This window comes from Spirillospora sp. CA-128828, assembly GCF_050945415.1.
GTDB lineage: Bacteria > Actinomycetota > Actinomycetes > Streptosporangiales > Streptosporangiaceae > Spirillospora.
This window is the reverse complement of sequence record NZ_CP191986.1, coordinates 4,173,893-4,197,175: the sequence shown is the minus strand read 5'-3', so window position 1 is coordinate 4,197,175 and position 23,283 is coordinate 4,173,893. Positions and strand designations below refer to the sequence as shown.

Here is a 23,283-nt window from a genome sequence, read left to right as displayed (position 1 = left end):
GAACCCCGCACCCGGCACCGTTTCAAGGTGTTGGTGAAGGAGGCTCGTCAAAGGCGGTGAGCCAGGAAGTTCCGCCGTTGCGTTCGGGGCGGTGTGGGTGGATGCCGACGACGGCCAGCGACGGCAGGTCTCCGAGTTCGGACAGCTTCCGCCATTGATCCTGGGTCACTTCCAGGAATCGCAATCCGTCCAGTTCGGTTACCGTGGCGATGTCGGTGACGGGTGCCGCCGAGATGTCCAGCGCCCACAGGTTGAGCGCCGAACGCAGTGGAGCCAATTCGACGGGCCGCGCGCAGGTGACCGACAGCGGCGCCTCATCCGGGTCACCAGCGGGAATTGCAGCCTCCGGCCCTTCCTGATCGTCACCCCGATCGGGCAGAACGAACTCTTCATCGATCACATAAAGGACCGGCGGCTTCCGCCGGGAGGATATCGCCACGCCACCGGAACCTACCGGACGTGCCCAGTGAGGTGATCTCACTGGTTTAGCGGAGTCGGGTGCCGTGGATCGGCGAAGTGCGGCGGGGAGGACAGTTCCTCCCCGCCGCACATGAGGTCAGCCAGACCCTTGTGGCTGCCGAGCCGTTTTCTGGCGGTGTAGCTCCGATCGCGCGCCACCGATGCTCGACAGCACGATCAAGGCTATCCCCACAAAAGCCGGCCACGGCAGTGCTTGCCCCGCCAGTGTTCCGACGAGGGCGGTTATTGCAGGGGCGAGCGGGTTGAGCATGGACTCAGCAAGCGCCCGAACCCCCTTTTTCCATGCGGTGTTTCTGACGATGTTGATGACCGATCCCACCACTCCTGACCAGAGGCAGATCAGGAGATTGCTCCAGCCCATGCTGACGATGGCCGCCGCCCCATCTCGGAAATAGATGAGAAGGGCGATGTGGATCGGCACCATCGGCAGCCTGGCCAGGGCAGAATAGGTGTCAAGATCTTCGTCCGGGAGATCACTCCTGAACTTCTGCCCCACATGGTAGGCCACCGATGAGGCGCCGACCAGCAACAATCCCTTCGGTGACATCGCTCCGGGAGGCGACAGCAGTAAGACGCCACACAGTGAGATCCCCAGCCATCGAAGATCACGGAGGCTGCGACGCGTCGGACCGGCCTTGGAGCGTCGGTCCTTCCGCCATTCCACCACAATTCTGCTGGCAGCGGAAAGGTGTGAATTCGCGACAACCGACAAGGCGACCACGGTTGCCACCTCCATGACCCTGAATGCCGAGTCTCCAGCGTAGGCGCACCCGACGATCAGGATTCCTATTGTGATCGATCGCCACCATAGCGCCCAGCCGGGTTTCTTGGGCTTCACTACCCGGCCAGTCTTTTCGCGCTCCTTTTCGCGCTCCTTTTCGCGCTCCTTTTCGCGCTCATTCTTGCGCTTCAATGGGACGATGCCCCACAGTGTCACCGACATGACTATACCAGTGAGACAAGTTGTCGTGAGGGCGTCAGTCTCCTCCAGAAACCCTGTTTTGATGCTCACGAAATTGCCAACCTGACCCAGCAGCATTGTCATGATCACCATCAGGATGGGGAGCACGACGCCAGCGGATATCCAGGCCTTTGCCTTGGCCAGAATTTCGCGAGGAATTTTGCCGGCACTGGCGATTTCTCGCCATGGCCTTCGTTCTTTGAATTTTTCCTTCAAGGGACTCCCCTTTGAAGTGCGGGGGCGCACCAAGGAGTCCCAGGAATATCCCCCGGCTCCTCGGTTGCGCCCGGTTAGGGACACGACTCGAGTGAGCCGGAGTCAGCTCTGTTTTTGTTCTTGTCACAAGTCTGACAGATGGGATCACGTCCCACGCCAGTGGGGTCTCGCCGACCAGCGCAGAGGTGCACCGGCCGCGCCCGCTCGTTCTCGTGCCCAGTGAGGTGATCTCAGAGGTCTCGACTCGGACAGCAAGGCATGGTGAGGAACAAACGGTGCCACCCGGGGAGACACACAAACAAATCACGCCTGCGCAGATAGGCGTGGAGCCCCCAAATAGAAGCGGTCTCACCACAAGAACTGCTTCAGCCTGGAAGGCTCCACGTGATCCCTTGGCGTGCCACGCTCGACGTCTCACGCGAACTCGCCCAGTACCTCGCGGGGCTGCTGCAGGCCGAACGCCATCGACGCGGCACTCCCAAGGCAAGCAGGGCGCTGACCTGCTTCTGGCACGCCGTACTGGTGCTGCGCTGGTTCAGAGACCGTGCCGATCCCACGACGCTGGCCCTCGACCACGGCGGGTCCAGAACCACCGCCTACCGCTACATCGACGAAGCAATCGAGGTGCTGGCCGGTCAGGCACTCGACCTGCACCAAGCGCTCCGGCAGGCCAAGGACCAGGGCGCAGCCCACCTGGTCCTGGACGGCACGCTCATATCCTCCGACCGATGCTCCGAGCAAACGATCAGCGTCAGGGGGCGGCCTGTCGACCTGTGGTACTCCGGCAAAGTCCGCCGGCATGGCGGCAATTCCAGGCATTGTCGGCACCCGGCGGATTCCCTGTGGATCAGCGCGGTCGAGCCCGGTTCGATCCACGACATGACCGCCGCCCGCAAACACCTCTTGGGCGCGCTCTACAAGGCCGCCGCCGAAGGGCTCCCCACACTGGCCGACCTGGGCTACGAAGGCGCCGGCATCGGCGTGTTCACCCCAAGCAAACCCCTCACCAGCGGCCAGAATCCCGACATCGATACCCGCACACGTGACCTGCCGCTACGCGCTCTGCGTTGCCAGGGCGAACGCGGATTCGCTCTCCTCACCCAGCGGTGGCGCGTCCTGCAGCACATCACCGCCAGCCCTAGCAAGATCGGCGATATTGCCAATGCCGCGCTCGTCCTCACCCATTTCGAGCACGACCGACTCCGCTACCACTGAGATCACCTCAGTGAGTCTGGCCCGACCGCTCCGTGACTCGTCATCAGACGGACAACCGGATCGCCGAGCACAACCCAGACCGTGCCCATTACGACGGACTCCGCGACGCCTTCGGCCAACTCGAACCGGTGAAGGCGCCATGTCGTGTTCCAGGCTCAGCACCCCAAGTTGATCAGGGGGCCGCTTCCTCGTATCAGACGTCCTTTGCGGATGGACGAGCTGACGAATCCGCCCTCGTTGCGGGGCGTTCCGATTCACGCCGGGTGAGCACCAGGGGGCCGTCCTCGGTGATGGCCACCGTGTGCTCGGAGTGGGCCGTGCGCGAGCCGTCGGCCGACCGGATGGTCCAGCCGTCAGGGTCGTAGACGATCCGGTCGGTCGTACGGGCGAGCCAGGGTTCGAGCGCGAGGGTCAGGCCCGGCCGGAGCGTGAGGCCGCGCCCCGCCTTGCCCTTGTTCGACACGTGGGGCCCCTCGTGCATGGTGCGGCCGAGGCCGTGGCCGCCGAACTCGTCGTTGACCGGATAGCCGTAGTCGCGGGCCACCGCCCAGATCGCCGCCGAGATGTCGCCCAGGCGGTTGCCCGGGCGTGCCATCTCGATCGCCGCCTCCAGCGCTTCCTCGGTGGCGCGAATGATCCGCAGGTCCTCCTCGGCGGCGGTCCCGACGACGACCGTGCACGCCGAGTCCGCCACCCAGCCGTCGATGCCGACCGCGAGGTCCGCGCTGAGGACGTCCCCGTCGCGCAGCGTGTAGTCGTGGGGCAGGCCGTGCAGAACGGCGTCGTTGACCGACAGGCAGATGACATTGCGGAACGGACCGTTGCCGAAGGACGGCGCGTAGTCCCAGTAGCACGACTCCGCACCGCGTCGCTTGATCATGGCGCGCGCGTGGTGTTCCAGGTTCAGGAGGTTCACGCCCACTTCGGCGAGTCCGCGGACCTCGGAGAGCACCTCGGCGACGAAACGCCCGGCCACGTGCATGCGCTCGATCTCCGCGGGCGTCTTCAGTTCGATCACAAGTACCTCACGTACAGGAGTGTCGGTATTTCTATACCAACACTTTAGTGCTTGACGGTATAGAAATACCAGTCCTACCCTGTGGACATGGTCCGCCAACCGCTCACGCCCGAACAGATCGAATCCGGCAGGCGTCTTGGTGCCCTGCTGCGTCAGGCGCGGGCAGGACGCGACCTCGCGGAAGTTGCGCACGCGGCCGGCATCTCGCCGGAGACCCTGCGCAAGATCGAGACCGGGCGCCTGCCCTCCCCCGGGTTCGGCACCATCGTCTGCCTCGGGCAAGCGCTCAACGTTCCGGTGCAGGAGCTGGCGGCCACCTGGCGTGGCAGCGGCGACCCACCGCTGGAAGCCGTCTCGTAGCGACTGGACCGCCCGTCCACGAAGTCTCGGCGAAGGCGACGCAGCTCGTGGCCCACTCCTCTTGCCGAACGAACGCGGGGGCGCTCGCCCCCAACAGCACGATTCGGCAACACATCTCTTCGCCTGTCGTCGCCCCCTGGTGCGTGAGTCGACTCGCGACCAGCCACAGCACGGCCCTTGATACAACCGGTCATCCAGGCGATGACCAGCGTCAATGCGAAACCGCGGGTCGCACCGGTGATCGCCGATGGTCGTGAGGTCGGCTCTTGGGGGTTGACGGGAGCCTGGCCGCCGCTGCCGCACCTCCGGTGGACATGGCAGCGCGCGCGTCGCGGTGGGGGGCGTATAGGCGGTTTCGCCTTCCGGCAAAGGGCTCCCGGCCCCCTGCGAGCCTCGCGATTCCGGCCGTCTCGCCGTGAAATGAAACGTCCGTAATTACACACTGTGCATGACGAGATGCGCAGGGATGATCTTGCAATTGCCGCGGATGGTGTGTTGACTTGGGCACCCTCTCCGGCCGGAGCGTCAGCGCAACCTCGATGAGGCGAACCGCGACCCCTGACAGTTACTCAACGTAGTCGATTATGGTCCATCCGACCGGCTGCGTTCACAGCACCGCTCTTCTCAAGAAGAGGGTTTGGAGCACGCCTTGGGCCACATGGAAACTGGAATGGGGCACTGGACGTACGCCCCTCTGCTCGCCTATCTGGTGTCATGCCTCGGCTGCGGACTCGGCCTGGTGTGCACGAGCCGGGCATGGGTGGGTACCCGCGCCGTCCGCAACCTGTGGCTGGCTTGGTCAGCGGTGTCGATCGGCGGCACCGGAATCTGGGCCATGCACTTCACCGCGATGGTGGGCACCACCGTCGAGGGCTCGGAGGTCGGCTGGAACATCCCCCTGACCGCTCTGAGCCTCCTGATGGCGGTCGGCATAGTCGCAGTCGGCATGTTCGTGGTCAGCTACAGCCGGGCGAAGCTGCTGGCGCTGCTGCTGGCCGGCCTGCTCACGGGCGTCGGCGTCGCCGCCATGCACTACACCGGCATGGCGGCGATGGAGGTCCAAGGATCGATTCACTACGACATGCGCATCGTCGCACTGTCCGTGGTCATCGCCGTCGTGGCCGCCACCGCCGCTCTGTGGGTGACCCGCGATGTCCGAAGCAAACTGGCGATGGCCGGCGCGATCCCGATCATGGCATTGGCCGTCAGCGGTATGCACTACACCGGCATGGCGGCCGCCGGCTTCACGATGGACCACAGCGCACCGACCCCGGCCGGCGCGGGCGTACTCTCCCTGACCTGGCCGCTGATCATCTGGATCGGCGGATGCCCCGTCATCACCCTGATGCTCATCGCCCTGGTGCCGACCGGGAAGGAAGCCCTCGAAGACAGGTACCACCAGGAGATCTTCGACCGGCTCTCACGCCAACGCCAAGCCGTCCAGCGCCCCCACCCTCGCCCAGGCCCCCCACACGGCATCGACCGCAATTGATCTTCGACACCCCGAACGGGTCTCGCGCGGACCGGGCATCCGGGCTCGACCTCCGCGCATAACGGCCCGGCCTCCACCCCGCGATGGGGTGGAGGCCGGTTCTTCTATCGGTGCCGTCCGTCCAGGGTCAGAGGAGGAGGTTCACCCAGGCGTTCCAGGCGTCGTTCTCATCGACCATGCTGAAAGTGCCGTCGTCGTAGTACTCCCACCAGGCGTAGCCGAGCCCCTTGGACTTGTAGAGGGCCACCTTGTCCCTGATGTAACCGTCGTGGCCGGCCGCGCCGGAACCGATGCCGAACTCACCGATCCAAAGCGGCATGCCGGCCTTGCTCGCCGTGTCCAACTGGACCTGGAGGTGGGCGGCGAGGTTGGCCTTGTCCGCCGTGTCGTAGCCGGTCGTGCCGTCCGACGGGTTGGGGCTGATGGCCACATCGTCGTCGCCGTAGCCGACACCGTCGTTGCCCGCGTAGTAGTCGTGCACCGACCAGATCAGGTTGCTGCGATCGGCCGGGGCGAGGGCTGCGAGATCCGCGTCCGGTACCCGTGCGTCGCCGTAGGTCGGTTCGACCATGATGGGCGTGGCGGAGTCCTTGGTACGGATCGCATTGATGATCTTGGTGTAGTCGGCCAGGACGCCTCTGTGGTCCACGGGCCAGCGGTACGGCTCGTTGACCGGGTCGTAGGCGGCGACCGTGTCGGCGAACTCGGTGCTGGCGCCGTAGCGGGTGGCGAGCTGCTGCAGGTAACCGAGCCCGTTGGCGGCCACCGCGCCCATGCCGTCCGTGGTCCGCGCCCATTCGGGCACGCGGGACTGCCCCTCGGGCTGCCCGTACAGGTGGACGCCGTCGAATACGACGTACAAGCCGGCGGCCTTGGCGCGGCGCAGCGCGGTGGTCAGCGTGGTGAACGCGTTCTCGTTCCACACGCCCTTGCTCGGCTCGAAGTCGTCCCAGAACAACACGAACCGCACGGAGGTGAACCCCTTGGCACTGATCGCCGTGTACGTCCCCTCGCCCCAGGTGTCGGTGCCGTCCGGGTCCCAGACGGGCTGCAGGTTGGGCCCCTTCAGCTGCTCGGGCCCTTGGCTGCCGACGAACGCCTGCTGGGGCGTGGCACGCAGCTTGCCGGCGGGCGCGGCTGCCGGGGTGGCCGAACGTTCGGCGGGAGCCTGGCGGGACACGGCGTATGCCGTCCCGGCCCCCAGGGTCCCGATCGTGAGGGTCGTCGCGGCGAGAAGGCGAACCAGGCGGCGCATGGAAGCATCCCTTCGATGATCTTCTAGAGAAAGATCATCGAGCCGGGCTCCCGTGCGCAGGTTCACCCGAAGATCGTTACCCGACCGTTGCCGCCGAGGGCCCCTGCCTCATCGCGATCTAGGACTGGCCGCGGGGCGGCGTCCCTGCAGGAGGCACCTTCAAGCCCCTCGTGCGCTCCGGCGGCTCGACGCGGCTTTGGAACTTCATCATCTGCTCCTGCGGGCTCAGCCCACTTCCTGGATGCGGACCAGGTTCCCCGCGGGGTCACGGAATGCGCAGTCGCGGATGCCGTACGGCTGGTCGGTCGGCTCCTGGACGACCTCGGCTCCGCCGGCCACCACCTTCTCGAATGTGCCGTTGAGATCGGTGGTGGCCAGCAGGATCCAGCCGTAGGTCCCCTTGGCCATCATCTCGGTGATGACACGGCGCTCCTCGTCGGTGATCCCCGGGTCGGCGAACGGCGGCGCCAGAAGGATGCACGTGCTGGGCTGGCCGGATGGGCCGACAGTGATCCAGCGCATCTTGCCCTGCCCGACGTCACTGCGGACCTCGAAGCCGAGGACGTCGCGGTAGAAGGCCAGGGACTCCTCCGGGTCGTCGTGCGGAAGGGCGCTGGTGTGAATGGTGATGTCCATGCTGGTCAGGCTAGCTGCGGCTCCGCGACCCGCGCTTCTCGATTCCTGACCGGTCTGGTCACCTGTTTGGCCACGCACGCCGGCGTCTCCGCCGCCTGCTGAGCCGTGCAGGCCCGATAGGCACTCGGCGACATGCCGACCAGCTCGGTGAAACGCGTGCTGAACGTGCCCAGGGACGAGCACCCGACTGCGAAACAGACATCGGTGACGCTGAGGTCGCCACGGCGAAGCAGCGCCATCGCCCGCTCGATGCGCCGCGTCATCAGATACGCGTACGGGGATTCGCCGTAGGCGAGCCGGAACTGGCGGCTGAGGTGCCCGGCCGACATGTTCGCACCGCGGGCGAGCGCCTCGACGTCCAACGGCTGCGCGTACTCCCGGTCCATCCGGTCCCGGACGCGCCGCAGCCGCGTCAGGTCGCTCCGGCGCTGTGCCTCGGCGCGTGCACGGCCCCACGAGGGGTGACACATGCGAGAACTCCTCTCATCGATGTTCGGCTGAGGCAGGCGCGCGCTCGGCCCGATCGGGGTGCCGAGCTGCACGGCTCAGAGCGAGGCGGTCGCCGCCGCGGTCTCCCACGCGAACCCGTCCGGGTCGGTGAAGGGCCCGGCATCGCTGCCGATCACAAGCCGGTGCGATCCGGTGCCGTCGGGAGAGACTCCGGCGTCCTTGGCCAGGGCCCGGCGCCCGTAGAGCGCCATCTTGACCGGACCGTCCGCGGAGTCGAACTCCACGTACTTGCGGCCGAAGCTCTTCGCCACCGTCAGGCCGTTGTCGACGTAGAACCGCTTGCTCTCGGCCACGTCCGCGACTCCCAGCAGGAGCACCATCTCGTCGATCTGCCGGGTGGCCGGGCCGGTGTCCTTCTTCGCCGACGTCGCGACCTTCCAGATCGTCCCGTCCGGCGCTTGGACGACCCCGCCGTAGCCCCAGAAGGACTTCGCGACCGGCTTCAGCGGCGACGCACCGGCATCGAGGGCGGCCTCGATGAGACCCTTGACGGTAGAGGGCTGGGACACCGTGAGCGACATCGTGAACCCGCGGAAGCCCGTCGTCGGTGCATCCGCGGCCCGCAGCCGCACCTGAGCGCCCAGGCCGAAAGCAGTGGCGTAGAACTGGCCGGCGGCCGTGGGGTCGGCCACCTCAAGGGTGACGAATTCGATGGAAGTCATGCCGATGAGGCTAGGAGCGCCCACACGACCAGCGCTTCTCGATTCCTGACCAGTCTGGCCAGCCGATCTGCCACACGACGGCGTCTTCCCGTGCCTGCCGACCCGATGAGCAAGGACGATGGCCCGGACCTGCCCGACCTTGGCGCACGCGTGCTCGACCGGCCTGCCCGTCTGAGCTAACCCGCGGTTTCGGGCCAACGACGAGAGGTAACGCCGAACAAGCGGTATCGAGAGCACCTCGAACATGTGGAAGGCTGTCATCGACTCGACGGGGCGACCGGCCCGCAGACGAGGTCGGCGGACTACCGAAGATGTCAGCGCAGGGAGCAACGGTGCCCAGACGTGAGGTCTACCTCTCAGCCGATATCGAGGCCGATGGGCCGATCCCCGGCCCGTACTCGATGCTCAGCTTTGGAATGGCCGTATGCGGCATCTTCGACGGGGCCGTGTTCACGCCGGCAGACCCGGCCGAGCGGACGTTCTACGCCGAACTGAAACCGATCAGCGATGACCACGTCCCCGAGGCGTTGGCAGTCAGCGGTCTTGACCGCGAAAAGCTCGCCGCCGACGGCCGCGACCCCGCTGAAGCAATGAACGCGGTGAGCCTGTGGGTCGACGAGATCGCCAAGTCCGATGGCGCGGCACCGGTTTTGGTGGCCTATCCCCTGGGCTTCGACTGGATGTGGCTGTACTGGTATTGGATGCGGTTCACCGACTCCGGCTCGCCGTTCGGGCACTCCCGCCACCTGGACCTCAAGACCCTGTACGCGACCAAGGCGAACGTTCAGGTCGTCCGCTCGACCAAGCGGCAAATGCCGGCCGAACTGCTGCCCGACCGCCCGCACACCCACAACGCGCTGGACGACGCGATCGAACAGGCAGAGCTCTTCCAAAACCTGGTCCACTGGACCGGCCGCCCTTCCACCCAGGGGGCGACCGAGTAACGCCGCTAAGCCACGGCTGATACGAGGTCTGCGGCCGCAGATGATCAGCTGACGCCACCCTCCGGGCCGGGCCCTGGGATGCCTTGCGAATTCCTCGGAAGCCAGCGCCTTCACAGGCCGGACGTCACGCACCGTCGGCGCCGCGTCGCAGACGATCGGCCATCCATGACCTCGCCCGCTGACTCGCATGAACAGGTCGCGGACGTTCGGACACCGAACGTGCAAATCCGGAACGTTCACGCTTACATGGACGGCGGCACCTCCGGAGGCGGGTCCCCGCACACCCACCGGATGCCTGTCCGGTATTTAACACAAAGGGCGATAAGTCCGCAGTGGGTTGGTTCCGGGCAACAGGATTCCGTTCCCCGGACGGAAAGGACCGAAGGCGTGGGCATCGAGCATCCCGGCGGGCCCGACAACGGCCCCGAGGCCGGCGACAAGCCCACCACGCAGGACAACAACCCGCCGCCCGACAAAATGTGGCCGCGTTCAGTGCGGCCACCTACCCATTTTTCGGTCATGGATCGCCATCTACTGCTCGCGCACGAAGGCCAGTCTCCGGGGCAATCGCCCACGAAGCAACGGCGATGGGCTAGCTGGATTCCTTCGGCGAGGCGAGGGGGTACTCGCCAACGACTCTTCGCGGGCATTTCAATCAGGCGTGGCAACCGTCCGCGGCCACAGCCCACGACGAAGGCCAAAGAGAGGATTTCGTGAAGGTCAGCGGCGATCAGGTGGCGGCAGTTCGGGCGATGCTCGCTCGGGACACGGAGGCGCATCAGCGGATCAGTGAGCGACTCGATCTGGCCAGCGAGCTAGCTCACGGTTTATTGATCACGGCTGCATTCTTTTTGGCCGCCGAGCGTAGGTTCACGGGTCGTGCCGCCTCAGATATCACGACCTTCGTGGCCGATCTGAGAACTCGGCCGGGACTCTCCGAAATAGTTAATGCCCGAATCGCTGAGCGGCTCCTGCTGGCCACCTTCACCGACGAAGAGATCAACGACATCAGCGGGGAAGGCCAGGCTGATCATTTCGGGGTCCTGCTTGTGGGGCTGACCGTCGATTTCTCGGACGCTGAACTGGACGGGCTCCTCAACGGTGCTCGCGAGTTGGCTGATGAGTGGCTGAGCGCCGATTGAACGCCGTAACCACGTCGGCGTCGAATGGTCGGGCGTCCTTCTTCTTTCGGCCATCGTGCGCGCGTCAGCGGGTCCTTGCTCGAATGCCGGGTCAGTGTGCGTTCGAGGTGCTGTCGCGGTTGCCTGGTGGGCGTTTGCGGGTGGTTATCTGCCCCAGATTTTGCGGTAGGTGGCGCGGTAGCCTTCGGCGTCCCAGGACAGGGCGCCGCCGCTGTTGGCGGCGGTCGTGATGTGGACGGGGGCGACGTAGCCGCTGGCGGGCTTGCCCGTGAAGGCGCGGTTGAACTCGTCGATGATCTGCCAGCCCTGTTCGGACAGCGGCTCGGGCACGGTGGCGGCCTGGAATCGCCTGCCGTTGATGCGCTGGAAGGCCGACGGGTCGCCGTCGCCGGCGCCGATGTTGAAGGGGGCGCCGGCACCCTGCTTGCCCGCGGCGCGCAGGGCTGGGGCGGCGTCACCGAAGTAGAGGTCGTTGATGGCCGCGGAGTAGGTCCACTTGTCGCCGAAGTGGGAGAGAAGCGAGGAGACCGCCTGGATGGTGCGGCTGTTGGAGTCGGAGATGGGGATGCGCTCGTAGCTCAGCAGCTTCACATCGGAGCAGGTGGCGAGCCCCGTTTTGATCAGGTCGGACTTCCTTTTCGCGAAGGGGATCGAGGCGTCGGTGAACAGAACGACGCCCGCACGGCCGTTGGATCGGGCGATGATCCAGTCGGCGCTGATCTTCGCGACGTCCTCGACCCTGGTGGTGATGTTGCTGAAGAGCTTCGGGTCCTTGCTGGGGCCGGGGCCGGGGACGGCGTGCCAGCCGATCAGCGGGATGCCGGCGGCGTTGGCCCGCCTGACCTGCGGGGCAGTGGACCGGGGGTCGAAGCCGCCGAGGACGATGCCGTCCGGTTTGAGGGCGATGGCCTTGGTGAAGGCGTCCTGGATGCCGGCGGGGGTGCCGCGGCCGTCGATGGTGCGGAGGTCCCAGCCGACCACCTTCGCGGCTTCCTGGGCGCCCTGGGCGACACCGGCGACGCCGGGGTTTGTCATGGTCTGGGCGATGTAGACGAGGGTCTTGCCGCGGACGGCTTTGGGCCCGGTGGTGGGACCGGTCCAAGGAGCGTTGACGTCTTCGGCCTTCTCAAGGGCCTGCTTCGCCTTGGCGAGGACCGTGGGGCAACCCGGTTCGGAGGATCCCGTGGCGGGCGACGCGGTCGTGTCCGGACCGTTCTCGCAGCCGGCGACGGCGGTGACGGCCACGGCCAGGAGTGCGGCGGACGTCAGCGCCGCCCTACGGGCAGGGTGCATTTCGGGCTCCTCGGGGGGTGAGGCCGCCGCGGCCTGGTGGGGGTTGAGCGACGCCGACGATCCAAGCGATGGCTCCGACAGATCGTCAAGGCGGTGGAGCATTCCAACCGCCGAAAACCGTGGCCGGTTGACAATCCACGAAGGATTCGTAATCAACTCTTGATGGGGCAGAACACCTGAACAGTTACATGAGGGACGGCGCAAACGGTAATCTGCGCAGCCTGCAACCTCGGTCCGGACACGTGGCGCACGATCCCGTTCGCCCGCATTCGGGTACGGGCTGCGACAGGGTCACCTTCCGCGCTCCGGTCGTCATCGGCGGTCCAGCAACAACGACGCCCGGTCGCCGCTCAAGAGCACAGCGAAGGAGGCCCGGGTGTCGGCGAGCACAGTGGAGCCGCGACTCGCGCTCCCCCCGTCCGGGCAGGAACACCCGACGCCGCGCCGGAGGGCGAGCGCGGTCCTCGACCGATGGCCGTTCCGGAGGAAGCTCAACGTCCTGGTGATCGTGCCCATCGTGATCGTCGGCGTCCTGCTCGGCGTCGGCGTCTACGGGCAGGCGCAGCGGGCCCGGGACGCCGGCCGGATCGCGGAGCTGGTCCGCGACAGCGAGCAGGTCGCGGGACTGATCAACGACATCCAGGCGGAACACTGGCAGGCGCTCCTGCTGTCCGTGCAGTACGAGTCGACCCGTCCCGGAGCCGACCTGCCCTCGACCGCCTCCTACCGCCGGGCGCAGCAGGACACCGACGCCCAGGTCGCCAGGGTGCGTTCCGCGTTCGGGTCGAGCCTGCCGGACGAGGAGGCGCAGGCGCTCAAGTACATCGACGGCCTCGCCATCCTGCGCGAGAAGCTCGCACGCGAGTACGTCCCCGCGGCCAACATCGACCCCGCGTACGCCTCCGCGGTCGACTACCTGATCGACGGGATCGGGCTCGGCCGCTTCTCGGGCACCTCGTCGTCCTCGGCCGTCGAGCTGCTCGACGCGGTCCTGCGCGCCGACGCCGCGCACGCGGCCTTCGAGAGCAGCGTGTTCTCCGCCCAGACCCGGGACGCCAACGCCATCACCGAGTTCACCCGCGCGGTCGGCGCCCACAGGCTCTACGACGACCAGTCGGCCCGGTTCGGGCGGATCGCCGCTCCGGACCAGGTCCTGCGCCTGGACGGCATCAGGCGCAGTGCCGAGCAGAACGGCATCGCGTCCCAGTTCGCGGAGCTCCAGATCGATCCGAGTTCCCTGCAGGGCCAGACGCCGCAGCAGCTGCGCAAGGTGATCGCCACCGGAACGCGGCAGGCCGAGGCCCGGCTGGGCATCACGCGGTCGCTGATCGCGCAGATCGCCGCGCAGGCCGACAGCGTCTCCGAGAACGCCCTGCGGAAGGCGTCGGCCCTGCTCGGCCTCGCCCTGCTCGGCTTCGCGGCTTGGCTGACCTTCTGCGTCCTGGTCCGGCGCTCGGTCGTGCGTCCCCTCGCGACCCTGACGGACACGGCCCAGCAGGTGGTCGACGTGGCGGGCGAGGAGCTCGCCCGGATCTCCGACGACGAGTCCGCCGACAGCGCCCCGCTGCGGCCGCGGGAGATCCCCGTCCCGGTCCGCGACGAGATCGGCAGGCTGGCCGAGGCGTTCAATCAGGTGCAGGTCACCGCCGCCCGGCTGCTGGAGCGGCAGGTGCTGAGCCGCCGCAACGTGGCCGAGATGTTCGGCAACGTCGGGCGCAGGGTCAGCAACCTGACCTCGCGTCAGCTCATGCTGATCGACGCCGTCGAACGCGAGGAGACCGACCCCGACGTCCTCGAACGGCTCTACCGCATCGACCACATCGCCGTGCGCCTCCAGCGCAACGCCGACAGCCTGATGCTGCTCGCCGGGATCCGCGAGGACGGAGTCGAGGCCCGGCCGACCACCATGGCCAACGTCATCCGGGCGGCCCTCGGCCAGATCGAGGGATACCAGCGGGTGTCCCTGCGGTCCGAGACGGAGGCGACCATCGCGCCCGACATCATCGGCGACATGACGCTGATGATCGCCGAGCTGCTGGACAACGCGGTGACGTTCTCCCCGTCCCACGCACCCGTCGAGGTGGTCGTCCGGCCCGGCATCGAGGTCACCGCGGACGGCGGCGCTCTGGTCGAGGTCATCGACCACGGCCTCGGCATGAGCACGGAACGCCTCGCCGAGGAGAACGCCCGGCTGGTCCGCCGGGAGCGGCTCGACCTCGTTCCGACCAAGGTGCTCGGCCTCTTCGTGGTCGGCACCCTCGCCCGGCGCTGGGGCATCCGGGTCACGCTGAGCCGGACTCCGGGCGGCGGAGTCACCGGCACCGTCTGGATCCCCTCCGCGCTGCTGCTGACGATGAACCCCGCGGACCCGGCACCGCGCCCGGCCGTGAAGCCGGCCGGGACAGTGCCCGTGCTCCCCGCGAGTCCCGAGCGGAAGGCCGTCACACCCGCGCCCATGTCCGCGCCGCCCCCTGCCCCCGTCACAGCCGAACGGCCGGGCCCACGGCTGGAGGACGGTCTCCCCCGGCGTATCAGGACCCATCCGGGCGCCGCGCAGACCACCGCCCCGGGCGAACCGTCCGGAGAAGAGTCCCCTCGACCCCTGCGCCGGCGGGTACGAGGCGCGACCCTCGCCGTCACCGGCCCGCCGGCCGACGGGGGGATCGCCGCCGTGCGGCAGCCCGCCGACGCCGACGCGGTCCGTTCGGAACTCGAAGAGTTCGAGGCGGCCGTGCACCAGGCGGAGCGGGACAGCGCCCTCGCTCAACCGGAGCCGGCACCATCGCAACACCAGGAACCCAGGGAGGAGTCGGGCAGTGACCATGTCGACAGGTGAAGGCATGCCCGAGCGGGCGGAACCCGCCGACCTGCGAGCCGCCGCGACCGACTTCACCTGGCTGCTCAACCAGTTCGCCACCGAGACCGCCGGAGTCGTCGACGCCATCGCGGTGTCCTCCGACGGCCTGCTGATCGCGGTCTCCCAGCTGCGCGCCCAGGCCGATTCCGAGCGGCTCGCCGCGATCGTGTCCGGCATCACCAGCCTGGCCGCGGGCGCCTCCGGCAACTACGGCCTGGGCGGCCTCAACAAGGTCATCATCGACCTGGAGGGCGGCCATCTGCTGGCCTCGGCCATCGGCAACGGCGCCGTGCTCGGCGTGGTGGCCTCGAAGGAGGCGAAGCTGGGCAACATCGCCTACGAGATGACCCTCTTCGCCAACCGCGCCGGGGCCGCGCTCACCCCCCAGCTGGTGCTGGAGCTGAAGAACGGCGCCGGCGCGGCGCCGGCCGGCTGACCCGCCCCGCGGCCAGGGTCACGGATTCGGGCACGGAGGAGGGATCATGACGGCCGTCGGCGGACCGGAACCACCACCACACGAAGCGGCAGAGGACGGCCGGGTCTCGCCGGAGCCGGCCGGCCGTGCCCCCGCGATCAGGCCGTTCCTGCTGACCACCGGGCGCGTGTCGGGAGGCGGCGCCGCGCCGTCGATTCCGCTGGAGACCCAGGTCGTGTCCACCACGACCGGGCTCTCCGTCCTCGGCTCGCTCACCTTCGAGCACCACGACATCATCGACGCCTGCCGGTGGCCGCAGTCGGTGGCGGAACTCGCCGCCCGGCTGCGCCTGCACCTCAACGTGGTCCGCGTCCTGGCGGAGGACCTGTGCGCGGCCGGGTACCTGGAAATCCACGTGCCGAACGCCAGGGCAACCCATGACGTCTCCGTACTGCGAAGGATCATCGATGGTCTCCGTGCCGTCCCCGACTGACAGGGAACACTCCAGCGCGGCGGCCGAACGGCCGCCGCTCCCGGTCAAGCTGGTCATCGCCGGCGGCTTCGGGGTCGGCAAGACCACGGCCGTGGGCTCGATCTCCGAGATACGGCCGCTCACCACGGAGGCCTCGATCACCGAGGTCGCGGCGGGCGTGGACGATCTGAGCCACACCCCGGGCAAAACCACCACCACGGTCGCCATGGACTTCGGCTGCATCACGATCGACCCGACGCTGAAGCTGTACCTGTTCGGCACGCCGGGCCAGGAGCGGTTCGGGTTCATGTGGAACGACCTGGTCGAGGGCGCCCTCGGCGGCCTGGTGATCGTGGACACCCGCCGCCTGGACGACTGCTACGCGGCGGTGGACTACTTCGAGCACAAGGACATCCCGTTCGTGGTCGCGATCAACGCGTTCGACGGCAAGGTCCAGCACAGCCTGGACGAGGTGCGGTGGGCGCTGGACATCACCGAGCACGTGCCGCTGATCGTCTTCGACGCGCGGCGGACGGGCTCGGTCCGCGACGCCCTGCTGGCCGTCCTCGAACTGGCCCTCTCCCGCGCCGAGACGACCCCGGCGACCTGACTCCCGCACCGGCCTGCCGTGGACGTCAGCGAAGGCGGGCGGCCAGGGTCTTCTTGCTGATCTTGCCTACGGGGGTGCGGGGGAAGGTGTCGGCCGTTTCCAGGCGGTCGGGGTACTTGTAGGCGGCGACGCCGCGGGTGCGGAGGAAGTCCTTGATCTCGCGGAGGCCGGGCGTCTTCTCGCCCGCTCTGGTGATCAGGAAGGCGCAGGTCCGTTCGCCCATGACGGGGTCGGGGAGGCCGACCACTGCGGCGTCGTGGACGGCCGGGTGGGCCAGCAGGTGGTTTTCGAGCTCCTCGGCGGAGATCTTGTCGCCGCCCCGGTTGATCTGGTCCTTCTCGCGGCCTTCGACCACCAGGTGACCGGACGGGAGCTGCCGGACCAGGTCGCCGGTGCGGTAGTAGCCGTCCGGGGTGAAGGACCGGGTGTTGTGGTCGGGAGCGCGATAGTAGCCGCGGAGGGTGTACGGGCCGCGGGTCAGGAGTTCTCCCACTTCGCCCGGGGCGACCTTCTTGCCGTCCTCGTCGACGACGCGGATCTCGTCGGCCGGGGAAAGGGGGCGTCCTTGCGTCCGCTCCACGAGGTCCCGGGGGTCGTCCAGGCGGGTGTAGTTGAGGAGGCCCTCCGCCATGCCGAAGACCTGCTGGACGGCGCAGCCGAGGACGCCCGGCACCTCGGCGGCGCGTTCGGCGGCGAACTTGGCGCCGCCCACCTGGAGGAGCCGGAGGGACGAGATGTCCTCGTCCGACCAGGTGACGGCGTCCAGCCAGAGGAGCGCGATCGGGGGGACGACCGCGCAGACCGTCACGCGTTCGCGTTCCATGAGGGGGAACGCCTCGTCCGGTGAGCCTGAAGGCGACAGGACCGCCGTGCCGCCGGTGGCGAAGACGCCGAGGATGCCGGGGCAGGCGAGCGCGAAGTTGTGGGCGGCCGGGAGGACGACCAGGTAGACCGTGCCGCGGTCGAAGCCGCAGACCTCGGCGCTGGCCTCCAGGTTGTAGACGTAGTCGCGATGCGTCCGGGGGATCAGCTTCGGCAGCCCCGTGGTGCCTCCGGAGAGGAGGAAGACGCCCACGTCGGACGGATCGGGGCCGGGCACGTCAATCGGGTCGGCGTCCACGGAGGCGAGGGCGGTGAACTCCGCGGCTTCGCCGTCCACGATCACGTGGCCGACGGGAAGAGTGCGGGCCATCGCGCGGTAGTCGAAGTCGCCGTCGCGGTCGGCACAGATGTAGGCGCGGGCTTCGGACAGCTCGCACAGGTACCGGATCTCGCTCTCGCGGTGCGCGGGCAGCGCCAGTACCGGCGCGGCGCCGATCCGGACGAGGGCGAGGAAGGCCACCACGAATCCTGTGGTGTTCGGGAGCTGGACGACGACCCGGTCGCCGCGGCGGAGGCCGAGGCGGAAGAAGCCGGCGGCCATGCGGGTGGCACGGTCGTTCAGGTCGGCGTAGGTGAGACGGTCGTCGCCGGCGACCAGGGCGAGGTGCTCCGGGTCGCCTCGCAGGACGTCGCCCAGGAGCCGGTCGCTCCAGTAGCCCTCGGACTCGTAGCGCGCTTCGAGGTCGGCGGGCCAGGGGGTGAAGCCCTCCATGCTCATCCGCCGGGTCACCGCCCGGCGAGCTGGGCCGGGGCGCCGGGAACCGGCTCGGACGGGTCGGAGCCGAGCGCGACGATGCGGTTCGCGGTGTCCACGTGGACGACGTGGGGCTCGTGCCGCGACGGGTCGTCCACGGACGCGTACGTGATGATGATCACCAGGTCGCCGGGCTGGACCTGGCGGGCCGCCGCGCCGTTGATGCCGATGACGCCGCTGCCCGCCTCGCCGGTGATCGCGTAGGTGACGAGCCGGGACCCGTTCGTGATGTCGACGACGTGGACCTGTTCGCCCTCCACGATGTCGGCCGCCGCCATGAGGTCGGCGTCGATCGTCAGCGAGCCCACATAGTGCAGGTCCGCCTGGGTGACGGTCGCACGGTGGATCTTTCCGTTCATCAGCGTCCGCTGCACCGGTTCGCCCTCTTCTCTCAAGACCAACTAAGGCTAGGCTTACCTTAGCTACTCCCCCGGCAGAGGAGAACCCCGACGATGCTCCGGCGTCTGGTCATGGACATCGGCCCGCTGCGCGACAGCAGGCCGTTCCGCAACGTCTTCATCGCCCGCACCGTCTCCGTCGTCGGCATCGGGATGCTCGCCGTCGCCCTTCCGGTGCAGGTCTACGAGATGACCGGGTCGACCGTGCACGTGGGCGGGGTCTCCGCCGCGGAGGGATTCGCGCTGCTCGCCGGGTTCCTCTGGGGCGGTGTGCTGGCCGATCGGCACGACCGGCGGCGGCTCATGCTGCGGGCGCGGACGGCCGCCGGGGCCGGTTTCGCCCTCCTGGCGCTGAACACCTTCCTGGCCACACCCTCACTCGCCGTCCTGTACGCGCTCGCGGCATGGGACGGTCTCATGACCGGCATCAGCATCACCGCCCTGCTGGCCGCCACGCCGTCGCTGGTCGCGCCGGACAAGCTCGTCGCGGCGGGAGCGCTCAACGCGCTGACCGTGCGGCTCGGGTCCATGGCCTCCCCCGCGCTCGGCGGCGTCGTCGTGTCCGCCTTCGGGGTCGGCTGGAACTACGCGGCCGCGGCGGCGGGAACCCTCGGCACGATCGGGCTGCTGACCGGCCTGCCGCCCCTCAAGCCCGCCTCAGGGGACGAAGCGCACCCGAACCCGCTGAAGGCCATCGGGGACGGATTCCGCTTCGTCGCCTCGCATCGCGTCGTCGGCTCACTGATGCTCCTCGGCCTGCTGTTCATGGTCGCGGGCGGCATCCCCGTGCTGATGCCGGCGTTCACGAGCCGGAGCCTGGACGGCGGCGCCACCACGGTCGGGCTGCTCTTCGCGGCGCCGGCGTGCGGCGCGGTGCTCGCGTCCGTGACCAGCGGCTGGGCCGGATCGTCCCGCGCACCGGGCCTGGCGCTGCTCACCGCGTCCGTGACCGGTTTCGCCGCCCTCGCCTGCCTGGGCCTCGCCCGCCATCCCGCGCTCGCCGTGGCCATCCTGTTCGTGTACGGGTTCGTGCAGTCGATCGAGGAGATCATGCGGTACGGGCTGATCCAGTCCCACACGCCCGACTCACATCTCGGCCGCGTCAACGCGCTCTGGGCGGCCCAGGAGACCGGCGGCGGGGCCGTCGGCTCGCTGGGCGCCGGAGCCCTCGGCCGTTTCCTCGCACCCGGTGCCGCCATCGTCGTGTACGGGACGGTCAGCGCCGTCCTCGCGCTCGCCCTGGCACTCACCCTCACCGGGCTCCGGACCGCGACGCTGCGCCCGGAACCGGAGCCCGGCTGATCGGCTACCCGAGACGGGCGGTGAGCTCGTCCTCGGTCATGGCCTCGACCTCCAGCCAGATGCCGGCGACGGCCGCCAGGCGTCCCGGCGTCTCCTCCAGCTCGGTGAAGCGGCGGCCGATCCGCGCGACGGTCCGCTCGGCGAACAGCACCCGGACCGGCAGCGCGGTCGTGTCGAGGGCCTCGCGCAGCCGCGCGATCACGGTCGTGGCGAGGACGGAGTCGCCGCCGAGGGCGAAGAAGTCGGCGTCCGCGCCGACGCGTTCCCTCCCCAGCACCTCGGCGACGATCCGGGCCAGCACCTTCTCCAGTGGCGTCTCCGGTTCGACGTAGGCCGTGGCCGCCTCACCGGCCTCGGCGGCGGCCAGTCCGGTCAGCGCCTTGCGGTCGACCTTGCCGTTCGCGGTGAGCGGCAGCTCGTCCACCCGGACGAGCAGTTCCGGGACCATGTGCGGCGGCACGAGGTCCCGGACGCGGGCGAGCACCGCGTCCCGGTCCAGGCGGGCGGACGCCACGACGGCGGCGGCCAGCCGTCCGTTCGCGAGGAGGGCGACCGCCCGGTCCACACCGGGATGATCCTGGAGTGCGGCCTCGACTTCGCCCAGCTCGATCCGGAACCCGCGCACCTTCACCTGGTGGTCGCGGCGTCCGAGGAACTCCAGCATCCCGTCCGGGCGGTAACGGGCGAGGTCGCCCGTCCGATACCAGCGGACGCCCTCGTGCAGGACGAACCGGTCGGCGGTGCGGTCGGGGTCCCCGGCGTAGCCGTCCGCGACGCCTGCGCCGCCGATCCACAGTTCGCCCGTCACCCAGTCGGGACGGTCGCGGCCCAGCTCGTCCACGACCCGGCACGCGACGCCGCGCAGCGGCACCCCGTACGGGACGGCGTGCCAGTCGGACGGCACCTCGCCGGCGACCTCCTGCACCGTGGAATGGATCGCGGTCTCCGTGGTCCCGCCCAGCGCCACGAACCGGGAGCCTGGCGCACGCTCCTGCAGAAGCGCGGGCAGGTGGGTGCCCACCCAGTCGCCGCCGAGCAGCACCAGCCGCAGGCTTTCCGCCCGGCCGGCGTGAAGCAGCATCTCCAGCACCGACGGGACGCAGTTCAGGACGGTCACCGACCAGCGCCGCACCAGCTCGTTCCACCGCGCGGCGTCGCGGCGCTCGTCCTCACTCGGCAGAACGACAGTGCCTCCGGCGTGCCAGGCCGCGAACAGATCGAACACCGACAGGTCGAAGTCCAGCGCCGACACCCCGAAGGTGACGTCGTCTTCCCCGATCCGGAATCGTTCGACCAGGTCGCCGATGGTGTTCATCGCCGCGCGGTGCGACACCTCGACACCCTTGGGCTCACCTGTCGACCCGGACGTGAACAGCACGTACGCCACCTGGCCGGGACGAACCGCGACCGGTTCCGCCAGCGGCTCCCCCGCACCGGGCGGGCCGGCCAGGGACGCCGCGACGCCGGCGCTCGCGCGGATCCTCTCCCGCCGGGCCTCCGGCTGCTCCACTCCGATCGGGACGTAGGCGGCGCCCGCCGCCAGCACCCCCAGGACCGCGACGGCCTGATCCGGGCCTTTGGGAAGCTCGACCGAGACGCGGTCGCCAGGCCGCACGCCCTCGGCCACCAGTCCGGACGCGATCCGCAGGGCACGGTCGGCCAGTTCCCCGTACGTCAGGGTGCCGTCGTCGCCCCAGTGCAGGGCCGGGGCGTCCGGACGCCGCCGGGCATGGTCGAAGAAGCCCTCGGTCAGGGTGCGCGGCGGCGGGGCCGCGCTGGCGTTCAGCCGGTGCCGGACGCCCAGCTGCGACGGCGTCGCGCCGATGCCGAGCGGCACGCCCCAGTCGGTGCCGGGCGCACCGAGACGGGTGATCGCGGACGTGTAGGCGCCGAACATCGCCTCCGCGACGCCGTCCGGGAACGCGGGGCGGCGCACGTCCCAGTTCAGCAGCAGCCCGCCGGACACCTCGGTCACCTGCGCGTCGAGCAGGACCTGCGGCCCCTGCGAGATGATCCACTCCGGTTCGCCGAACGACTCGCGGACGCGGTCGCCGAACAGCTCGCCCAGGTTCAGCGCGCTCGTGTAGACGATCGGCGCCAGCACCTGCTCGCCCCGCAGCCTCGACAGGTCGCGCAGCACCTCCAGCCCGGAGTAGTCGCTGTGCGCGCCGGCCGTGTGCAGGTTCGCCTGCAGAGCGCGGGCGCGGTCGACGAACGAAAGCCCCTCCGTCAGATCGGCCTCAAGCATGATCGACCCGGTGAAGTCGCCGACCACCGAGTCCACATCCGGGTGGACGGGTTCGCGGTGGAACAGCGGCAGGTTCAGCAGGAAGCGCGGCGTCGCCGACCAGGCCCCGATGACCTCGGCGAACACCGCCGCCAGGGCCATGGCCGGGGTCACGCCCTCGGCGTGGGCGCGGGCGACGAAGCGGTCCTTGTCGCCCGGCGACAGCCAGTGGTGCTGGCGCTCGACACGGTTCCCCGGCTCCGGCACGACCGGCAGCTCGGGCGGGCCCGGGAGGTCGGCCAGCCGGCCGGCCCACCAGCGCCGGTCCTGATCCCGGGCCGCGGCACGCGGGTCGTCGGCCAGGTAGCGGGCGTATCCGTAGCGGATCGGCGCGAGGGTCTCGCCCTCGTACAGGGCGGCCAGGTCGGCCAGCATCACCCGGTAGCTCATCGCGTCGGCGGCGACCATGTCGACGTCGAGGTGAAGGCGGGTCCTCCCGGCGGGCAGCAGGCTGAGCCGGGCGTCGAAGACGCGGCCGTCCTCGATCGGGAGCCGCTGCTCCGACATCTCGTCCCGGATCCTCTCCAGCTCGCCGTCCGCATCGTCCGACGATCGCAGGTAGTGGACGGTCACGGCGGGCCCGGGACGTTCCGGCAGGATCCGCTGCGTCCCGTCGTCCGACACGGCGGCGCGGAGCATCGGGTGGCGCCGCACCAGCGCGCGCACGGCGTCCTCGAAGCGGGCCGGATCGATCGCACGGCCGTCCAGCTCGACATAGAGGTGCGCGGCGACCGAGCCGAGCGACTGTCCGGAGTCCCGGCCGATCCAGTAGGCATGCTGCATCAGCGCCAGCGGGAACGGGTCGTCCGGTTCGGTGGCGTCCAGGTCGGTGCCGTCCGGTTCGGCTTCGGGTGCGGGCCCCGCCGAGACTTCGACCTGGCCCTTCTCGGCGAGCAGCTCCCACCACTGCGCGAGGGTGGGGCGTTCGGCCAGCTCCGCGAAGCGGATCTCGATGCCGCGGCGGCGGAGCCCGCCGGTCAGCTGCATGAGCCGGATGGAGTCCATCCCGAGCTCGATGAGGTTGTCGTCCGCCTCCGCACGCTCACCCAGCACCTCGGCCAGCGCGGTGTGGAGCTCATCCCAGGTCAGCACGGAACTCCTCTCAAATTAGGTAAGGCTAAC

The 23,283-nt window shown here is 69.1% G+C and carries 21 protein-coding genes; 10 read left to right on the top strand and 11 right to left on the bottom strand.

Annotation, left to right across the window (positions count from 1 at the left end):
* Nucleotides 1-22: 22 nt before the first annotated feature.
* Together ACQPXG_RS20620 and ACQPXG_RS20615 are read right to left on the bottom strand one after the other, a co-directional pair.
* Nucleotides 23-439: a hypothetical protein gene (locus ACQPXG_RS20620; protein ID WP_433469320.1), complete on the bottom strand. Its 417-nt coding sequence runs from the start codon at nt 437-439 to the stop codon at nt 23-25.
* A 117-nt stretch (nt 440-556) separates the two neighbouring features.
* The gene (locus ACQPXG_RS20615) at nt 557-1,657 is read right to left on the bottom strand and encodes a hypothetical protein (RefSeq protein ID WP_433469319.1); all 1,101 of its coding nucleotides are present in this window, start codon (nt 1,655-1,657) and stop codon (nt 557-559) included.
* Between the two features lie 384 nt (nt 1,658-2,041).
* On the opposite strand from ACQPXG_RS20615, the gene ACQPXG_RS20610 reads away from it, so the two are divergent.
* On the top strand, nt 2,042-2,872 hold the full coding sequence (locus ACQPXG_RS20610) for a transposase family protein (protein WP_433469318.1): 831 nt from the start codon (nt 2,042-2,044) through the stop codon (nt 2,870-2,872).
* A gap of 193 nt (nt 2,873-3,065) precedes the next feature.
* Here the strand turns inward: ACQPXG_RS20610 and map are convergent, their stop codons facing one another.
* Nucleotides 3,066-3,890, bottom strand: a complete 825-nt coding sequence (map, locus tag ACQPXG_RS20605) for a type I methionyl aminopeptidase (RefSeq protein ID WP_433469317.1) — start codon at nt 3,888-3,890, stop codon at nt 3,066-3,068.
* Nucleotides 3,891-3,977: 87 nt separating this feature from the next.
* Between map and ACQPXG_RS20600 the strand changes: the two genes are divergently transcribed.
* Together ACQPXG_RS20600 and ACQPXG_RS20595 are read left to right on the top strand one after the other, a co-directional pair.
* The gene (locus ACQPXG_RS20600) at nt 3,978-4,250 is read left to right on the top strand and encodes a helix-turn-helix domain-containing protein (RefSeq protein WP_433469316.1); all 273 of its coding nucleotides are present in this window, start codon (nt 3,978-3,980) and stop codon (nt 4,248-4,250) included.
* A 670-nt stretch (nt 4,251-4,920) separates the two neighbouring features.
* On the top strand, nt 4,921-5,742 hold the full coding sequence (locus ACQPXG_RS20595; protein WP_433469315.1) for an MHYT domain-containing protein: 822 nt from the start codon (nt 4,921-4,923) through the stop codon (nt 5,740-5,742).
* A 127-nt stretch (nt 5,743-5,869) separates the two neighbouring features.
* Here ACQPXG_RS20595 and ACQPXG_RS20590 read toward each other — a convergent pair whose 3' ends face one another.
* The 4 genes from ACQPXG_RS20590 to ACQPXG_RS20575 all read right to left on the bottom strand — a co-directional run bounded on the left by ACQPXG_RS20590 (nt 5,870) and on the right by ACQPXG_RS20575 (nt 8,805).
* Nucleotides 5,870-6,997, bottom strand: a complete 1,128-nt coding sequence (locus ACQPXG_RS20590; protein ID WP_433469314.1) for a glycoside hydrolase family 5 protein — start codon at nt 6,995-6,997, stop codon at nt 5,870-5,872.
* A gap of 225 nt (nt 6,998-7,222) precedes the next feature.
* Nucleotides 7,223-7,633: a VOC family protein gene (locus ACQPXG_RS20585; RefSeq protein WP_433469313.1), complete on the bottom strand. Its 411-nt coding sequence runs from the start codon at nt 7,631-7,633 to the stop codon at nt 7,223-7,225.
* A 5-nt stretch (nt 7,634-7,638) separates the two neighbouring features.
* Nucleotides 7,639-8,103 (bottom strand): helix-turn-helix transcriptional regulator, encoded by a 465-nt coding sequence (locus ACQPXG_RS20580; protein WP_433469312.1) that lies wholly within the window; start codon nt 8,101-8,103, stop codon nt 7,639-7,641.
* 75 nt (nt 8,104-8,178) lie between these two features.
* Complete coding sequence (locus ACQPXG_RS20575; protein ID WP_433469311.1) at nt 8,179-8,805, bottom strand: glyoxalase; 627 nt, start codon at nt 8,803-8,805, stop codon at nt 8,179-8,181.
* Nucleotides 8,806-9,137: 332 nt separating this feature from the next.
* Here ACQPXG_RS20575 and ACQPXG_RS20570 point away from each other — a divergent pair, with 332 nt between their 5' ends.
* Nucleotides 9,138-9,749, top strand: a complete 612-nt coding sequence (locus ACQPXG_RS20570; RefSeq protein WP_433469310.1) for a 3'-5' exoribonuclease domain-containing protein — start codon at nt 9,138-9,140, stop codon at nt 9,747-9,749.
* Nucleotides 9,750-10,462: 713 nt separating this feature from the next.
* Nucleotides 10,463-10,891: a hypothetical protein gene (locus ACQPXG_RS20565; RefSeq protein ID WP_433469309.1), complete on the top strand. Its 429-nt coding sequence runs from the start codon at nt 10,463-10,465 to the stop codon at nt 10,889-10,891.
* A gap of 144 nt (nt 10,892-11,035) precedes the next feature.
* On the opposite strand, the gene ACQPXG_RS20560 is transcribed toward ACQPXG_RS20565, so the two are convergent.
* Nucleotides 11,036-12,184, bottom strand: a complete 1,149-nt coding sequence (locus ACQPXG_RS20560; RefSeq protein WP_433469308.1) for a substrate-binding domain-containing protein — start codon at nt 12,182-12,184, stop codon at nt 11,036-11,038.
* A 376-nt stretch (nt 12,185-12,560) separates the two neighbouring features.
* On the opposite strand from ACQPXG_RS20560, the gene ACQPXG_RS20555 reads away from it, so the two are divergent.
* From ACQPXG_RS20555 to ACQPXG_RS20540, 4 genes are read left to right on the top strand one after another with little or no spacing between them, the layout of a single operon-like run.
* Complete coding sequence (locus tag ACQPXG_RS20555) at nt 12,561-15,020, top strand: ATP-binding protein (protein WP_433469307.1); 2,460 nt, start codon at nt 12,561-12,563, stop codon at nt 15,018-15,020.
* 4 nt (nt 15,021-15,024) lie between these two features.
* On the top strand, nt 15,025-15,477 hold the full coding sequence (locus tag ACQPXG_RS20550) for a roadblock/LC7 domain-containing protein (protein ID WP_433469306.1): 453 nt from the start codon (nt 15,025-15,027) through the stop codon (nt 15,475-15,477).
* 46 nt (nt 15,478-15,523) lie between these two features.
* Nucleotides 15,524-15,949 (top strand): DUF742 domain-containing protein, encoded by a 426-nt coding sequence (locus ACQPXG_RS20545; RefSeq protein WP_433469305.1) that lies wholly within the window; start codon nt 15,524-15,526, stop codon nt 15,947-15,949.
* Nucleotides 15,924-16,538: a GTP-binding protein gene (locus ACQPXG_RS20540; RefSeq protein ID WP_433469304.1), complete on the top strand. Its 615-nt coding sequence runs from the start codon at nt 15,924-15,926 to the stop codon at nt 16,536-16,538. The genes ACQPXG_RS20545 and ACQPXG_RS20540 overlap by 26 nt, the downstream gene beginning before the upstream one ends.
* A gap of 25 nt (nt 16,539-16,563) precedes the next feature.
* On the opposite strand, the gene ACQPXG_RS20535 is transcribed toward ACQPXG_RS20540, so the two are convergent.
* Entirely contained in the window at nt 16,564-18,138 is a 1,575-nt protein-coding gene (locus ACQPXG_RS20535) for a (2,3-dihydroxybenzoyl)adenylate synthase (protein WP_433469303.1), read from the bottom strand.
* An 8-nt stretch (nt 18,139-18,146) separates the two neighbouring features.
* The gene (gene panD / locus ACQPXG_RS20530; protein WP_433470017.1) at nt 18,147-18,548 is read right to left on the bottom strand and encodes an aspartate 1-decarboxylase; all 402 of its coding nucleotides are present in this window, start codon (nt 18,546-18,548) and stop codon (nt 18,147-18,149) included.
* A gap of 78 nt (nt 18,549-18,626) precedes the next feature.
* Here panD and entS point away from each other — a divergent pair, with 78 nt between their 5' ends.
* Nucleotides 18,627-19,874, top strand: coding sequence for an enterobactin transporter EntS (entS, locus tag ACQPXG_RS20525; RefSeq protein ID WP_433469302.1), 1,248 nt, complete (start codon nt 18,627-18,629; stop codon nt 19,872-19,874).
* Between the two features lie 4 nt (nt 19,875-19,878).
* Here entS and ACQPXG_RS20520 read toward each other — a convergent pair whose 3' ends face one another.
* Entirely contained in the window at nt 19,879-23,253 is a 3,375-nt protein-coding gene (locus ACQPXG_RS20520; protein ID WP_433469301.1) for an amino acid adenylation domain-containing protein, read from the bottom strand.
* Nucleotides 23,254-23,283 lie beyond the last annotated feature (30 nt).